Raw genomic sequence first — 15,820 nt, 5'->3', positions numbered from 1 at the left:
AAATTAAACTCGGGTAACCAATGGAGCTGGCAAGTTCCCTGCAAAGGAACCGGCGAGTTCCTGGCATACGTTTCCTCATTGGCCCTCGATGCGGAATTAATGGTCACCCGAGCAGCGTACCTGGTATCGGATGTGTGGCTTCATGGCACCAACCGGGTACTCGTCTGAAGGACAATGGAGCGTCGTAGATGAGCAACAAGAACAACGATGACCTGAAGTACCAGGCCTCGGAAAACACCCTGGGGTTGAATCCCGTCGTCGGCTTGCGCAGGAAAGACCTGCTGGCCTCTGCCCGCATGGTGCTGAAGCAGGCCATCAGGCAACCGCTGCACAGCGTCAAGCATGTCGCCCATTTCAGCGTCGAACTCAAGAATGTCCTGTTCGGCAAATCCGAACTGCAACCGGCCGGCGACGACCGTCGCTTCGCCGACCCGGCGTGGAGCCAGAACCCGCTCTACAAACGCTACCTGCAAACCTACCTGGCGTGGCGCAAGGAGCTGCACGCCTGGATCGACGACAGCAGCCTCTCGCCCGCGGACATCAGCCGCGGGCATTTCGTGATCAACCTGATGACCGAAGCCATGGCCCCGACCAATTCGGCGGCCAACCCGGCGGCGGTCAAGCGCTTCTTCGAAACCGGTGGCAAGAGCCTGCTGGACGGCCTGTCCCACCTGGCCAAGGACCTGGTGCACAACGGCGGAATGCCGAGCCAGGTGAACATGGGCGCGTTCGAGGTCGGCAAGAGCCTGGGCGTGACCGAAGGCGCCGTGGTGTTTCGCAACGACGTGCTGGAGCTGATCCAGTACCGGCCCATCACCGAGCAGGTCCACGAGCGCCCCCTGCTGGTTGTACCGCCACAGATCAACAAGTTCTACGTATTCGATCTGAGCCCGGACAAGAGCCTGGCGCGCTTCTGCCTGCGCAGCAACGTGCAGACCTTCATCGTCAGCTGGCGCAACCCCACCAAGGAGCAACGCGAGTGGGGCCTGTCGACCTACATCGAGGCGCTCAAGGAAGCGGTGGATGTGGTCACGGCCATCACCGGCAGCAAGGACGTGAACATGCTCGGCGCCTGCTCGGGCGGCATCACCTGCACCGCGCTGCTGGGCCACTACGCCGCCCTCGGCGAGAAAAAGGTCAATGCCCTGACCTTGCTGGTGAGCGTGCTCGACACCACCCTGGACACCGACGTGGCGCTGTTCGTCGACGAACAGACCCTCGAAGCGGCCAAGCGCCACTCCTACCAGGCCGGCGTACTCGAAGGCCGCGACATGGCCAAGGTCTTCGCCTGGATGCGCCCCAACGACCTGATCTGGAACTACTGGGTCAACAACTACCTGTTGGGCAACGAACCGCCCGTGTTCGACATCCTGTTCTGGAACAACGACACCACGCGGCTGCCGGCGGCGTTCCACGGCGACCTCATCGAAATGTTCAAGAACAATCCACTGATCCGCCCCAACGCACTGGAAGTGTGCGGCACCCCCATCGATCTCAAGCAGGTCACCGCCGACATCTTCTCCCTGGCCGGCACCAACGACCACATCACGCCGTGGAAATCCTGCTACAAGTCGGCGCAGTTGTTTGGCGGCAAGGTGGAGTTCGTGCTGTCGAGCAGCGGCCATATCCAGAGCATCCTCAACCCGCCAGGCAACCCCAAGTCGCGCTACATGACCAGTGATGACATGCCGGCCAAGGCCGAAGACTGGCAGGAGAATTCAACCAAGCACACCGACTCCTGGTGGCTGCACTGGCAAGCCTGGCAGGCCGAGCGCTCGGGCAAACTGAAAAAAGCCCCGACCGTGCTGGGCAACAAGGCCTACCCGGCCGGTGAAGCGGCGCCCGGCACCTATGTGCACGAGCGGTAAGGGATGCAACTCGTCTGCTGCGGGGGTGGGCTTGCTCACGAATACATCCCGCCAGCCGACACTGAATGCAAGGCCCACAGCGCTGGCGAACATAAAATCCATGTTCACAGCAGATCCCCCTGTGGGAGCGAGCTTGCTCGCGATGACGGCGGTACATCCAACATCAATGTAGGCTGACACACCGTTATCGCGAGCAAGCTCGCTCCCACAGGGGATCGGGGAAAAATGAAAGACAGCGACCCAACCCACAGGGCTTGAAGCATGCCGCAACCGTACATCTTCCGTACCGTCGATCTGGATGGCCAGACCTTGCGCACCGCGGTACGTCCCGGCAAGCCTCACTTGACGCCCTTGCTGATTTTCAACGGCATCGGCGCCAACCTCGAGCTGGTGTTCCCGTTCATCCAGGCCCTGGACCCGGACCTGGAAGTCATCGCCTTTGACGTGCCCGGTGTCGGCGGTTCATCGACGCCCAACCGGCCGTATCGCTTTCCGGGCCTGGCCAAGCTCACCGCGCGGATGCTCGACTACCTCGACTACGGGCAGGTCAACGTGATCGGCGTGTCCTGGGGGGCGCCCTGGCCCAGCAGTTTGCCTACGACTACCCGGAGCGCTGCAAGAAGCTGGTGCTGGCGGCCACGGCGGCCGGGGCGGTGATGGTGCCGGGCAAACCGAAGGTGCTGTGGATGATGGCCAGTCCCCGGCGCTACGTTCAGCCTTCCCATGTGATGCGTATCGCACCGTTGATCTATGGCGGTTCGTTTCGCCGTGACCCGAGCCTGGCGGCCAGCCACGCGGCCAAGGTTCGCTCGGCGGGCAAGCTCGGTTATTACTGGCAACTGTTCGCCGGCCTCGGCTGGACCAGCATCCATTGGCTGCACAAGATCCACCAGCCGACACTGGTGCTGGCCGGCGATGACGACCCGCTGATTCCTTTGATCAACATGCGCATGCTGGCCTGGCGCATTCCCAACGCCCAATTGCATATCATCGATGACGGCCATCTGTTCCTGATCACCCGGGCCGAGGCGGTGGCGCCGATCATCATGAAGTTCCTGGAGGAAGAACGTCAGCGTGCCGTGATGCATCCGCATCCCTCGCCGCTGGGGGGCGGCTGAAACCGCCCATTTGCGCCTGGCAGGACGCCGGATCGCGCAGCGACCCGAAACAGCGACTATGTTGTCTGGTTCGGTGTGTTTGTTTTTAGCCTGATGACGAAGGAGTTGACTCATGCGCGACAGACCGGCGAAGGGTTCCATGCCCGCCCCTGCCAGTTTCATCAACGCACAAAGTGCGGTCACCGGCCTGCGTGGCAGGGACCTGCTGTCCACTTTGCGCAGCGTGGCCGCACACGGCTTGCGCAACCCGGTGCACAGTGCCCGGCATGCGTTGAAACTGGGTAGTCAATTGGGCCGTGTGTTGCTGGGCGAAACCCTGCACCCCACCAACCCCAACGACCCGCGTTTCGCCGACCCCACCTGGCAGCTCAATCCATTCTACCGCCGCAGCCTGCAGGCCTACCTGAGCTGGCAAAAACAGGTCAAGAGCTGGATTGACGAAAGCGACATGAGCCAGGATGACCGCGCCCGCGCCCACTTCGCCTTCGCCCTGCTCAACGACGCCGTATCGCCGTCAAATACCTTGCTCAACCCGCTGGCGGTCAAGGAGCTGTTCAACTCCGGCGGGGCCAGCCTGGTTCGAGGCATCAGCCATCTGGTGGACGACCTGCTGCACAACGACGGCTTGCCGCGCCAGACCACGCCCCATGCCTTTGAAGTCGGCAAGACCCTGGCGACCACACCCGGCGCAGTGGTGTTTCGCAATGAATTGCTCGAACTGATCCAGTACCGGCCCATGAGCGAAAAGCAGTACGCCAAACCATTGCTGATCGTGCCGCCACAGATCAACAAGTTCTACATTTTCGACCTCAGCCCCTCCAACAGTTTCGTCCAGTACGCCCTGAAAAACGGTTTGCAGGTGTTCATCATCAGTTGGCGCAACCCTGACGTACGCCACCGTGAATGGGGCTTGTCCAGCTATGTCGAGGCCACGGAAGAGGCCATGAACGTCTGCCGGGCGATCACCGGCGCCCGAGAGGTCAACCTGATGGGGGCCTGTGCCGGTGGCATGACCATCGCCGCCCTGCAAGGCCACCTGCAAGCCAAGCGCCAGCTGCGGCGGGTCGCCAGTGCGACGTACCTGGTGAGCCTGCTGGACAGTCAGATCGACAGCCAGGCCACGCTGTTCATCGACGAGCAGACCCTCGAGGCCGCCAAGCGCCGCTCCTACCAGAAGGGCATTCTCGATGGTCGCGACATGGCCCGGGTGTTCGCCTGGATGCGTCCCAACGACCTGATCTGGACCTACTTCATCAACAACTACCTGCTGGGCAAAGAGCCGCCGGCCTTCGACATCCTCTACTGGAACAACGACTGCACCCGGCTGCCGGCGGCTTACCACGGCGATCTGTTGGACTTCTTCAAGCACAACCCACTGACCCACCCCGGCGGCCTGGAAGTGTGCGGCACGCCCATCGACCTGCAGAAAGTGACGGTGGACAGCTTCAGCGTGGCCGGCATCAACGACCACATCACGCCCTGGGACGCCGTCTATCGCTCGACGCTGTTGCTCGGTGGCGACAAACGCTTCGTGCTTTCCAACAGTGGCCATGTCCAGAGCATTCTCAACCCGCCGGGCAACCCCAAGGCCAACTACATCGAAAGCGCAAAAATGAGCAGCGACCCACGGGCCTGGTACTACGACGCCGCCCACGTCGAAGGGAGTTGGTGGACGCAATGGCTGGGCTGGATCCAGGAGCGCTCCGGCGCCCAGCACGAAACCCAGATGACCTTGGGCAACGCGAACTACCCGCCTCTGGACGCCGCCCCCGGCACCTATGTTCGCGTGCGCTGAAGGCCCTACCCCACGGCCAGGCGATTGGCCGTGGCATGACTCGATCATTAAGAAGACCGGATGAAAACCCGCGACCGCATCCTTGAATGCGCCCTGCAATTATTCAACGAAAAGGGCGAACCGAACGTATCCACGATGGAAGTTGCCAACGAAATGGGCATCAGCCCAGGCAACCTCTACTACCACTTCCATGGCAAGGAACCGCTGATCCTCGGGTTGTTCGAGCGCTTCCAGAGCGAACTGGCACCGCTGCTGGACCCACCGGCGGATGCGCAGTTGGCGCCGGAAGACTACTGGCTGTTCCTGCACTTGATCGTCGAGCGCCTGGCCCAGTACCGGTTTCTGTTCCAGGACCTGTCGAACCTGGCCGGGCGCCTGCCGAAGCTGGCCAAGGGCATCCGTCAATTGCTCAATGCCCTGAAGCGAACCCTCGCCTCACTGCTGGCGCAGCTCAAGGCCCAGGATCTGCTGGTCAGCGATACCCAGGCCCTGGGGCAACTGGTGGAGCAGATCACCATGACGTTGCTGTTCTCCCTGGACTACCAGCGGATCCTGGACCGCGAGGGCGAGGTTCGACTGGTGGTCTACCAGATCATGATGCTGGTGGCACCACACCTGCCGCCCGCGACCAAGGTGGCGACGGAGCGACTGGCGTTGCGGTACCTGGAAGAGCACGACTGACGACCAGCAGTGGAAGATCCATTGTGGGAGCGAGCTTGCTCGCGATAGCGGTGTATCAGTCAAGATCAATACTGCTGACCCACCGCTATCGCGAGCAAGCTCGCTCCCACATTGTTTTCCGGGTGATTTCAAGGTTCGAGATTGACCCGCGTACAAACAAAAACGCCCGACCTTCACAGGCCGGGCGTTTTTGCATGTCCCGCAGAATCAGGACTGGGTGGAAGGCGTCGTTGGAGCCGCCGCTGGTGCTGGAGTGGCGACCGGAGTCGGAGCGGCGGCGGAGTTCGCCGTGCTCGTCGGGGTTGCCGGTTTGGCGGCCGCGGTTGGCGCCTTGGGTGCGGCAGCTTTTGGCGCGGCCGGTTTTTTCACGGCAGGCTTTTTCGCCGCAGCGGGTTTGGCCGCCGCTTTTGCCGCTGGCTTGGCTGCAGGCTTAGCCGCTGGCTTGGCCGCTGCGGGTTTAGCTGCAGCCGTCTTGGTCGCTGGCTTGGCAGCTGGTTTCGCGGCGGGCTTGGCTGCCGCTTTCGCCGCTACCGGTTTGGCCGCAGCCTTGGCAGCAGGTTTGGCCGCTGCGGTTTTAGCCGCAGGCTTGGCCGCTGCTTTCGCCGCGGGTTTGGCGGCGGGTTTTGCCGCAGCCTTGACCAGTGGTTTGGCTGCCGTTTTAGCGGCCGGTTTGGCCGCCGCCGTCTTGGTCGCCACGGGTGCGACTTTGGCGCCGGTGAGTTTTTCGATCTGCTTGGTCAGGGTGTCGACCTTGCTGTGCAGCGCCTTGACTTCATTACGGCTCGGCACGCCCAGGCGCGAGATCGCGCTGTTCAGGCGCTTGTCGAAAGCCCCTTCCAGTTCGTCCCATTTACCCAGTGCCCGATCCTTCACGCCGCCGATGCGCGACTTGGCGGACTCGGCAGAGTCCTTGGCGGCATCGACCTGTTTGCCGACCGCCGTCTTGGTGAGTTTTTCGGCCTTTTCGCCGTCCTTAACCAGGGACTCGAAGAGCTTGCTGCCGTCAGTGTCGATCTTCGAGTACACGCCTAAACCAGCAAGCCAGATTTTGCGGGAATATTTTTCAATCTTCCCGGCCCACGAGCTGCCCTCTTTTTCTGTGATTTTTTTGCCAGCCATCCCGTTCTCCTTAATGTTTACGCGCGACACGTTCGAGCAATGCTGTCAGCTCATCGAGCTTAGCAGAGAGTGCCTCAACGTCATGTTTAGACGGAATGCCGATACGATTCAAGGCACTTGCAACACGAGCATCGAATACCTTCTCGACTTTATCGAGTTGTACTTCAACCCGGGCCTTGAAAGTATTGACGTCACTCTTGGCTTCAATCAATTCGCTGTTGGCCGCTTCAAGTTTCCCGGCAATTTTCTTTTTGCCTTTGGTTTCAATAACTTCGCCAGCCTTTACCAACTCCTGGAAGTACCCGCTGCCTTCCTGGCCGACCTTCGTGTAGGCGCCCAGGCCAGCCAGCCAGATCTTGCGCGCGTACGTTTTCACGTCGCTGAGCGTGGAAGATTCAACGTCGGTTTTTTTCTTCAGAATAACTTTGGCCATGGTGCACCTCACTCGAAAAAAGGTTTGAGGAACTGCCCGCACATGGACGGGCTCAGGCACAAAGTAGTGACAATAATTAGAAACGGCACCCTAACAACTGACACAAAACCTGAGGGCGATGACTATCCCGGTGGGAGCGAGCTTGCTCGCGATGGCGGAGTGTCAGCCAACCTTGATGTGACTGAAACAATGCAATCGCGAGCAAGCTCGCTCCCACAGGGTGGGGTGGTGAATTTCAACTTTGCGTTCACCTCCCTTTCGGTCGATCAAGCCAACGCCTTGTCCAACGCCTTTTCAATTTCCGTCTTGATCGTGCCGCTCATGGCCGACATCAACATGCCCAGTTCCACGTCGACGCGGATCGAATCCTCGCCCACATGCACTTCGCCCTTGACCCCGGAACGCTTGAGTTTCAGGGTGTCGCCCACCCACTGCGGCTCCAGGCCATAGCTGTCGGACAACTTCTGCGCCAGCTTGTCGGCTTTCTCTCGCGCCGCTTCCTTGCCCAGGCCATGGGCACGCTCAACAGTTATACGGGCCATCGGGTGACTCCTGTTTTATCGGGACTTGCCTGAACGTTTCAGACCCTGGCTGCGTCAAAACGTCCCGGCGGTCGCCCATCTTACCTTCAGCCTTGCCAAGACAAAGCCCTCCACCGGGATTAGAATGTCCCGCATTCTTTTTTGGTGACCGCGATATGACTGATCAGCGCAAAGGCAGCGATGCCGAACCCACCACTCACTTCGGCTTCAAGAACGTGCCGGAAAGCCAGAAAGCGGAAAAAGTCGCTGAGGTTTTCCACTCCGTAGCCGCCAAGTACGACTTGATGAACGACCTGCTCTCGGGCGGCATGCACCGCCTGTGGAAGCGTTTCGCGATCGAGCTGTCGGGCGTGCGCAGCGGCAATCGCGTGCTGGACATCGCTGGCGGCACGGGTGACCTGACGAAGAAGTTTTCCCACATCGTCGGGCCGACCGGCCAGGTGGTGCTGGCCGACATCAACGAATCCATGCTCAAGGTCGGCCGCGACCGCCTGCTGGACCTGGGGGTGGCCGGCAATGTCGAGTTCGTCCAGGCCGACGCCGAAAAGCTGCCGTTCCCCGACAACCATTTCGACTGCGTGACCATCGCCTTCGGCCTGCGCAACGTCACCCACAAGGAAGATGCCCTGCGCTCGATGCTGCGCGTGCTCAAGCCCGGCGGCCGCCTGCTGGTGCTGGAGTTCTCCAAGCCGACCAACGCGCTGATGTCCAAGGCCTATGACGCCTACTCGTTCGCCTTCATGCCGCTGATGGGCAAGCTGATCACCAATGACTCGGAAAGCTATCGCTACCTGGCCGAATCGATCCGCATGCACCCGAACCAGGAAACCCTGAAGTCGATGATGGTCGAGGCCGGTTTCGACCGCGTGACCTACCACAACATGACCGCCGGTATCGTCGCCCTGCACCGCGGTATCAAGCCCTGATGTTGCTCACCGGCCTGCTCGCCAGTGTCGAACTCGGCATCAACCGGGTACTGCGCCTGGACAGCACGGCGCTCGCGCGCCTGGCGCACTTGAGCGGTAAGGTGATCGCCGTCGACTGCCGCAGCCCGGCGTTGCAGTTGTTCATCCTGCCCAGCGACGAAGGCCTGATGCTCGCCGCCCACTGGGAAGCCGAAGCGGATTGCACCCTGCGCGCCCCTGCCGCGAGCCTGCTGAACCTGGCCCTGGGCAAGGACAAGAGCGCGGTGCTGCACAGCCCCGAAGTCGAGCTCGACGGCGACAGTGGCGTGCTGCTGGAGCTGGCGGCGATTCTCCAGGACCTGGAGCTGGACTGGGAGTACGAAGTGTCCCGTTGGATCGGCCCGGTGGCGACCCAGTTGCTCAGCGGCCATTTGCACAGCCGCCGTCGCTGGTATGGCCAGGGCTTCGCCAGCCTGGGACAGAATCTGAGTGAATACCTGGCCGAAGAATCGCGTACCCTCGTAGGCCAACGCGAGGCCCAGGCCCGTTTTGATGAACTGGACCAGGTCAAGCTTGACCTGGAACGTCTCGAGGCGCGTTTCGAGCGCCTTTCCCGATCCCTTGAAACCAAGCGATAACGCATGAAGCTGCTTGCCGTCCGCCGTTTGTTGCGCATCCAGCGCGTCGTGATCCGCTACCGCCTCGATGACCTGCTGTTCGCCCTGCCGCTGCCCTGGTTTCTCCTGGCGCTGCGCTTCGTGCTGCCGTGGCGCTGGTTCCCCGACGAACCCTGGACCTGACGCGTGGCGCCCGCCTGCGCCTGGCCTTGCAGGACCTGGGACCGATCTTCATCAAGTTCGGGCAGATCCTCTCGACCCGTCGCGACCTGCTGCCCGAAGACATCGCCGATGAACTGATGCTGTTGCAAGACCGCGTGCCGCCGTTCGATTCCAAGCTGTCGGTGGCGCTGATCGAGGAACAACTGGGCAAGAAGATCAGCGAAGTGTTCAGCCGTTTCGACGTCGAGCCCCTGGCCTCGGCCTCCGTGGCCCAGGTTCACGCCGCCCAGCTCAAGAGCGGCGAAGAGGTGGTGGTCAAGGTCATCCGCCCGGGCCTCAAGCCCATCATCGCCCAGGACCTGGCGTGGCTGTTCATCCTCGCCCGCGCCGCCGAACGGTTGTCGGCCGATGCCCGCCTGCTGCACCCGGTGGACGTGGTCCAGGACTACGAAAAAACCATCTACGACGAACTCGACCTGCTGCGCGAGGCTGCCAACGCCAGCCAGCTGCGCCGCAACTTCGAAGGCTCGCCGCTGCTCTATGTGCCGCAGGTCTATTGGGACTGGTGCCGGCCGAAAGTACTGGTGATGGAGCGCATCTACGGCATCCAGGTGACAGACCTGGCGACCCTGGCCGACCAGCGCACCGACATGAAACTGCTGGCCGAGCGCGGCGTGGAAATCTTCTTCACCCAGGTGTTCCGCGACAGTTTCTTCCACGCCGACATGCACCCGGGCAACATCTTCGTCAGCACCGTGCAACCGTGGAGCCCGCAATACATCGCCATCGACTGCGGCATCGTCGGCAGCCTGACTCCCGAGGACCAGGACTACCTGGCCCGCAACCTGTTCGCCTTCTTCAAGCGTGATTACCGCCGTGTCGCCCAACTGCACATCGATTCGGGCTGGGTGCCGGCCGAGACCAAGCTCAACGAATTCGAAGCGGCGATCCGTACCGTGTGCGAACCGATCTTCGAAAAACCGTTAAAAGATATTTCCTTCGGCCAGGTACTGATGCGCCTGTTCCAGACCGCGCGACGCTTCAACATGGAGGTCCAGCCCCAGTTGGTGCTGTTGCAGAAAACCCTGTTGAACATCGAAGGCCTCGGTCGCCAGCTGTACCCGGACCTCGACCTGTGGAACACCGCCCAACCGTTCCTCGAACGCTGGATGCGCGAGCGTGTCAGCCCGCGCGCCTTGCTGGGCAACGTGCAGAGCCAGTTCGAGCAGATCCCGCACCTGGCCAACATGACCCGCGACCTGCTCGAACGCATGTCCCAACCCCACGCCCACGACCCGGCGCCACCGTGGCACCGACGCAAGGACGATTGGCTGTTGCGCCTGCTTGGCGCGGCTCACCTGGGCGGCGGCGCAGTGCTGGCGACCGGCGGGCCGTTGAGCCAACTGGGTCACTGGCCGGCCGGTATCATGATGGCGGTCGGTCTGTATCTGGTCGTTCGCCGATAGCCAGCACCGGTTCGCGCTGGCACACTGTTTCAACGCTGGGCCCGCCGACGTCAGGTGCGCGGCCCATGGTCGGAGTCAACGATGAAAAACTGGCAGGACGAGATCAAGTGGGACGCTGACGGCCTGGTGCCGGCCATCGCCCAGGACCACAAGACCGGGCGCGTATTGATGATGGCCTGGATGAACCGTGAAGCACTGGCCCTGACCGCCGCCGAGAACCGAGCCATCTATTGGTCACGTTCCCGTGGCAAGCTGTGGCGCAAGGGTGAAGAGTCCGGGCATGTGCAACATCTGCATGAGATGCGCCTGGACTGCGACGGCGACGTCATCATCCTGATGGTCGAGCAGGTCGGTGAGATTGCCTGCCACACCGGCCGTCAAAGCTGCTTCTATCGCGTCTTCGAGAACGGCGACTGGAAAACCGTCGACCCGGTGCTCAAGGACCCGCATGCCATTTATTCAGGACATACCCATGAGTGACACCCTGACCCGCCTGGCCCAGGTGCTGGAAGAGCGCAAGGGCGCCGCGGCCGACAGTTCCTATGTCGCCAGCCTGTACCACAAGGGCTTGAACAAGATTCTGGAAAAAGTCGGCGAAGAATCCGTCGAGACCATCATCGCCGCCAAGGACGCCGCCATCAGCGGCGACTGCAGCGACGTGATCTACGAGACCGCCGACCTGTGGTTCCACAGCCTGGTCATGTTGGCCCAACTGGGGCAGCATCCGCAGGCCGTACTGGATGAACTGGACCGTCGCTTCGGTCTGTCCGGGCACGTCGAGAAAGCCTCGCGCCCGTCCGCCTGATCCATTTTTGAGAGGAGTAGCCACATGGGTATCTTTGACTGGAAACACTGGGTCGTCATCCTGGTCGTCGTGGTGCTGGTGTTCGGCACCAAGAAACTGAAGAACCTCGGCACCGATGTCGGCGAGTCGATCAAGGGTTTTCGCAAGGCCATGAACGATGACGAGAAACCGGCCGATCCGACGACAAACCAGGCTCAGCCCGCACAACCGACCCAACCGGTACACCCACAGGCCACCCAGCCTGTGAATGCGCCGAATACCATCGACGTGCAGGCCCAAAAAGTCGAAGAGCCCATCCGCAAAGACTCGTGAGCACTGACTAATGTTTGGTATCAGCTTCACTGAACTGCTGCTCGTCGGCCTCGTCGCCCTGCTGGTACTGGGCCCCGAGCGCCTGCCGGGGGCCGCGCGCACCGCCGGTCTCTGGATCGGGCGCCTGAAGCGCAGCTTCAATGCGATCAAACAGGAAGTTGAACGTGAAATCGGTGCCGACGACATCCGTCGGCAACTGCACAACGAACACATTCTGTCCCTGGAGCAGGAGGCGCGGAAAATCTTCACGCCCACCCAGCAGGAACCGACGCCAGTTCAGCCTGAGGCCGAGCCGACGGTGGCTCCCCAAGTGCCAGAAGGTGGCGCACTGGTGACTGAACCGGCGCCAGTGACACCGACGGTCGCGGATACAGCGCCCCCCGCTGCCCCTGCGCCTAACGATCCTACTTTGCCGCCGCGAGCCCCATGAGCGATATCCCTGAAAACGACCAGCCGATGCCGCTGGTATCGCACCTCACCGAGTTGCGCACCCGCCTGCTGCGTTGCGTCGCGGCGGTGTTCATCATCTTCGCCGGGCTGTTTTCCTTCACCCAGCAGATCTACACCTTCGTCTCCACGCCACTGCGCCAGTACCTGCCGGTAGGCGCGACAATGATCGCCACCGACGTGTCGTCGCCGTTCCTGACGCCATTGAAGCTGACGATGATGGTCTCGCTGTTCCTGGCGATCCCGGTGATCCTGCACCAGATCTGGGGCTTCATCGCACCGGGCCTGTACAAGCATGAAAAGCGCATCGCCGTGCCGCTGCTGGTGTCCAGCATCCTGCTGTTCTACACCGGCATGGCCTTCGCCTATTACCTGGTGTTCCCGCTGATCTTCAAGTTCTTCGCCGCCGCCACCCCGGCGGGCGTGGAGATGATGACCGACATCAGCAGCTACCTGGATTTCGTCATGACGCTGTTCTTCGCCTTCGGCGTGGCGTTCGAAATCCCCGTGGCCGTGGTACTGCTGGTGTGGATCGGCGTGGTCGACGTGGCCTACCTGAAGAAGATCCGCCCCTACGTGATCATCGGCTGCTTCGTGGTCGGCATGATCCTGACCCCGCCGGACATTTTCTCCCAGACCCTGCTGGCGGTGCCGATGTGGCTGCTGTTCGAGATCGGCATCCTGTTCGGTGGGCTGGTGCGCAAGCGCCGGGAAGAAGAACCCGAGGACCAGCCGGTCGATGACCACAACGACCAGCCGCCAGCGACCCAAGCGTGAACCTGCTGCTGCTCGAAGAGGCCGATTTCATCGGGCCTGACCGCGTCATCCTCAGCGATCGCCGGTTGACCCACATGCAGGAAGTCCATCGCAGTGCCGTCGGGGACAGCCTGCGGGTCGGGCGCATCGGTGGGTTGATGGGCTCGGCCCAGGTGCTGCGCCTGGAAGCTCGCGAGGCCGAACTGCAAGTGACCCTCGACCAGCCGCCGCCGGCCAAGTTGCCGTTGACCCTGGTGCTGGCGCTGCCGCGTCCGAAAATGCTCAGGCGAGTGTTCCAGACGGTCGCCACCATGGGCGTGCCGCGGGTAGTGCTGGTCAACAGCTATCGCGTGGAAAAGAGCTTTTGGCAGACGCCGTTCCTGGAGCCCGAGGCCATCCGCGAGCAACTGATCCTGGGCCTGGAACAAGCCCGGGACAGCGTGCTGCCAGAGATCATCATCGAAAAACGCTTCAAACCCTTCGTCGAGGACCGCCTGCCGGCCATCGCGAATGGCACCCTCGGCCTGGTCGGCCACCCTGGCAACCACCCGCCCTGCCCGCGAGCGCTGATAGAACCGGTGACCTTGGCCATCGGCCCCGAAGGCGGTTGGATTCCCTACGAGATCGACCTGCTGGGCAAGGCCGGCCTGCAACCGGTTCAAATGGGCGAACGAATCCTGCGGGTCGAGACTGCGGTTACGGCGCTGCTTGCCCGGTTGTTCTGACCCGGCAACACTCACACAGGCACATGATCCTTGTGGCGAGGGAGCACCCAGCGCCTATTTTCTACAGATCCCTCCAAAGCCGCCGATACAGATCCATAAAACCAATTCAACGCTCCAGGGAGTATCAGCATGTTCCGGTGGCTTGCCCAGGGTCTGGGAAATGTAAGCGTCAATCGCAAACTCGGCGCAGGCTTCGGCTTGGTGTTGTTCCTCACCTTGATGATCGCATTCACCGGCTGGTCCAGCCTGGGCAATGTCATCAGCCGGGGCGATAAATTGGGGTTCATTGCCAGTCTCAACGACTTGAGCAAAGACTTGAACCTGGCCAGCATCGACTACAACACCACGCGGGGCGAGAAAGGACCGCAAGCGGTCAACGATCTGCTTGGCAAGCTCGAGGCCGGGCTGAAAACCGCTCGCGAGTTGATCGAACAGCCGGCCGACGTCGCGCTGATCGACAAGCAATTGGCCGCCGTCGCCGAATACAAAGGCGCCTTCGCCCAGATGACCCGCGCTACCGTAAGCCGCGAAGATGCACGCAGTAAACTCGGTGCCAGCGCCGACAACGCCGTGGCCCGCGTCGCCGAAGTTGAAAAGTTGATGCTGCAAGCCGGCGACGTCACGTCGTTCAACAGCGTGGTCACCCTGAGCAAGGCCATCCAGCAAGCCCGTTACCAGGTCCGCGGCTACACCTACAGCGGCAAGAGCGACGCCCAGCAACCCGCCCTCGATGCCATCGACGCCGTCCTCAAACTGCTTGCGCGCCTGCCAGACCAGTTGCCCCAGGAACACGCAGCCAACCTGCAGCAGGCCAGCGACTCGTTCAACCTCTATCGCGCGGCGGTCGCCCAGTTCCGCGACTCGCAAATCGACAACGCCGCTGCCCTCCAGCGCATGAGCGAGCAGGGTCAGATACTGATGGATGCCAGCCAGAAGCTGACCGTGTCCCAGACAGCCGTGCGTGACCGCGACGCCGCCCAAGCCAAGATGGTCCTGATCGTAGCGGCCGCCCTGGCGCTGCTGTTTGGCGTGATCGCCGCGCTGTTCATCACCCGGCAGATCGTGGGCCCGCTCGGCGAGACCTTGAAGGTTGCCGAGCGCGTGGCTGCTGGCGACCTGACCCACAACCTCACCTCTGACCGTCGCGACGAACTGGGCCAACTGCAACGCGCCATGCAAAGCATGACCGTGGGCCTGCGGCAATTGATCGGCGGCATCAGCGAAGGCGTTACCCAGATCGCCAGTGCCGCCGAACAGCTTTCAGCCGTGACCGAGCAGACCAGCGCCGGGGTCAACAGCCAAAAAGTGGAAACCGATCAGGTCGCCACCGCCATGCACGAAATGACCGCCACGGTGCAGGAAGTCGCGCGCAACGCCGAGGAAGCCTCCGAAGCGGCCGTCGCAGCCGATCAGCAGGCTCGTGAAGGCGACAAGGTCGTCGGCGAAGCCATCGCTCAGATCGAACGGCTGGCCAAGGAAGTGGGCAACTCCACCGCAGCCATGGGCGATTTGAAACGTGAAAGCGACAAGATCGGCAGCGTCCTGGACGTGATCAAGTCCGTGGCCCAGCAAACCAACCTGCTGGCCCTCAACGCGGCCATCGAAGCGGCCCGCGCCGGCGAAGCCGGGCGTGGTTTCGCGGTGGTGGCCGACGAAGTCCGCAGCCTGGCCCAGCGCACCCAGAAGTCCACGGAAGAGATCGAAGAACTGATCGTGGGCCTGCAAGCCGGTACTGAACAGGTCGCGACCATCATGGACAACAGCCGCAGCCTGACCGACAGCAGCGTCGAACTGACCCGTCGCGCGGGAGGCTCGTTGGAGAACATCACTCGCACGGTTTCGGCGATCCAATCGATGAACCAGCAGATCGCGGCTGCGGCCGAGCAACAGAGTGCGGTGGCTGAGGAGATCAACCGTAGCGTACTGAATGTGCGTGATGTGTCGGAGCAGACGGCGTCGTCCAGTGAAGAGACTGCGGCCTCCAGTGCCGAGTTGGCGCGGTTGGGGGTTCATTTACAGACGTTGGTTGGGCGGTTCCGGGTTTAACTTGGGTGTGGGGATACCCGTGC

The 15,820-nt window shown here is 62.0% G+C and carries 14 protein-coding genes and 3 pseudogenes; 14 read left to right on the top strand and 3 right to left on the bottom strand.

What is annotated here, in order from left to right; translation table 11 throughout:
* Positions 1 to 188 precede the first annotated feature (188 nt).
* The 4 genes and pseudogenes from phaC (ACZ5M5_RS02165) to ACZ5M5_RS02150 all read left to right on the top strand — a co-directional run bounded on the left by phaC (ACZ5M5_RS02165) (position 189) and on the right by ACZ5M5_RS02150 (position 5,462).
* Positions 189 to 1,868 (top strand): class II poly(R)-hydroxyalkanoic acid synthase, encoded by a 1,680-nt coding sequence (phaC, locus tag ACZ5M5_RS02165; protein WP_060739568.1) that lies wholly within the window; start codon positions 189 to 191, stop codon positions 1,866 to 1,868.
* 261 nt (positions 1,869 to 2,129) lie between these two features.
* A pseudogene (phaZ, locus tag ACZ5M5_RS02160) lies at positions 2,130 to 2,986 on the top strand (poly(3-hydroxyalkanoate) depolymerase).
* Positions 2,987 to 3,098: 112 nt separating this feature from the next.
* Entirely contained in the window at positions 3,099 to 4,781 is a 1,683-nt protein-coding gene (gene phaC, locus ACZ5M5_RS02155; protein ID WP_060739569.1) for a class II poly(R)-hydroxyalkanoic acid synthase, read from the top strand.
* 60 nt (positions 4,782 to 4,841) lie between these two features.
* Entirely contained in the window at positions 4,842 to 5,462 is a 621-nt protein-coding gene (locus ACZ5M5_RS02150; RefSeq protein WP_060739570.1) for a TetR/AcrR family transcriptional regulator, read from the top strand.
* A gap of 207 nt (positions 5,463 to 5,669) precedes the next feature.
* Here ACZ5M5_RS02150 and ACZ5M5_RS02145 read toward each other — a convergent pair whose 3' ends face one another.
* From ACZ5M5_RS02145 to ACZ5M5_RS02135, 3 genes are all read right to left on the bottom strand, one after another.
* A complete protein-coding gene (locus ACZ5M5_RS02145) occupies positions 5,670 to 6,581 on the bottom strand; it encodes a phasin family protein (protein WP_060739571.1) in 912 nt (303 codons plus the stop codon).
* 10 nt (positions 6,582 to 6,591) lie between these two features.
* Positions 6,592 to 7,014 (bottom strand): phasin family protein, encoded by a 423-nt coding sequence (locus ACZ5M5_RS02140; RefSeq protein WP_464738514.1) that lies wholly within the window; start codon positions 7,012 to 7,014, stop codon positions 6,592 to 6,594.
* A gap of 266 nt (positions 7,015 to 7,280) precedes the next feature.
* Entirely contained in the window at positions 7,281 to 7,556 is a 276-nt protein-coding gene (locus ACZ5M5_RS02135; RefSeq protein ID WP_060739573.1) for a polyhydroxyalkanoic acid system family protein, read from the bottom strand.
* 155 nt (positions 7,557 to 7,711) lie between these two features.
* On the opposite strand from ACZ5M5_RS02135, the gene ubiE reads away from it, so the two are divergent.
* The 10 genes and pseudogenes from ubiE (at position 7,712) to ACZ5M5_RS02085 (ending at position 15,797) form a co-directional block, all read left to right on the top strand.
* The gene (gene ubiE, locus ACZ5M5_RS02130; protein ID WP_003196937.1) at positions 7,712 to 8,482 is read left to right on the top strand and encodes a bifunctional demethylmenaquinone methyltransferase/2-methoxy-6-polyprenyl-1,4-benzoquinol methylase UbiE; all 771 of its coding nucleotides are present in this window, start codon (positions 7,712 to 7,714) and stop codon (positions 8,480 to 8,482) included.
* Positions 8,482 to 9,106, top strand: a pseudogene (locus ACZ5M5_RS02125) (ubiquinone biosynthesis accessory factor UbiJ). The gene ubiE and the pseudogene ACZ5M5_RS02125 overlap by 1 nt, the downstream one beginning before the upstream one ends.
* Positions 9,103 to 10,706, top strand: a pseudogene (ubiB, locus tag ACZ5M5_RS02120) (ubiquinone biosynthesis regulatory protein kinase UbiB). The pseudogenes ACZ5M5_RS02125 and ubiB overlap by 4 nt, the downstream one beginning before the upstream one ends.
* Before the next feature lie 81 nt (positions 10,707 to 10,787).
* On the top strand, positions 10,788 to 11,186 hold the full coding sequence (gene hisI / locus ACZ5M5_RS02115) for a phosphoribosyl-AMP cyclohydrolase (RefSeq protein WP_003196931.1): 399 nt from the start codon (positions 10,788 to 10,790) through the stop codon (positions 11,184 to 11,186).
* Positions 11,179 to 11,511 carry a phosphoribosyl-ATP diphosphatase gene (locus tag ACZ5M5_RS02110; RefSeq protein ID WP_003186671.1) on the top strand — a complete coding sequence of 111 codons (333 nt, stop codon included), beginning with the start codon at positions 11,179 to 11,181 and terminating at the stop codon, positions 11,509 to 11,511. The genes hisI and ACZ5M5_RS02110 overlap by 8 nt, the downstream gene beginning before the upstream one ends.
* A gap of 24 nt (positions 11,512 to 11,535) precedes the next feature.
* Positions 11,536 to 11,823, top strand: coding sequence for a twin-arginine translocase TatA/TatE family subunit (locus ACZ5M5_RS02105; protein ID WP_060739575.1), 288 nt, complete (start codon positions 11,536 to 11,538; stop codon positions 11,821 to 11,823).
* A gap of 10 nt (positions 11,824 to 11,833) precedes the next feature.
* Positions 11,834 to 12,253, top strand: coding sequence for a Sec-independent protein translocase protein TatB (tatB, locus tag ACZ5M5_RS02100; RefSeq protein WP_464738513.1), 420 nt, complete (start codon positions 11,834 to 11,836; stop codon positions 12,251 to 12,253).
* Entirely contained in the window at positions 12,250 to 13,047 is a 798-nt protein-coding gene (gene tatC, locus ACZ5M5_RS02095; RefSeq protein ID WP_060739577.1) for a twin-arginine translocase subunit TatC, read from the top strand. The genes tatB and tatC overlap by 4 nt, the downstream gene beginning before the upstream one ends.
* Complete coding sequence (locus ACZ5M5_RS02090) at positions 13,044 to 13,751, top strand: 16S rRNA (uracil(1498)-N(3))-methyltransferase (protein ID WP_103310992.1); 708 nt, start codon at positions 13,044 to 13,046, stop codon at positions 13,749 to 13,751. Before tatC ends, ACZ5M5_RS02090 begins: the two co-directional genes overlap by 4 nt.
* Positions 13,752 to 13,880: 129 nt before the next feature.
* Positions 13,881 to 15,797, top strand: a complete 1,917-nt coding sequence (locus ACZ5M5_RS02085) for a methyl-accepting chemotaxis protein (protein WP_060739579.1) — start codon at positions 13,881 to 13,883, stop codon at positions 15,795 to 15,797.
* The last annotated feature ends 23 nt before the right edge of the window (positions 15,798 to 15,820 follow it).

It is taken from the genome of Pseudomonas sp. Van50 (assembly GCF_055390755.1).
This window is presented reverse-complemented; position numbering and strand designations above follow the sequence as displayed.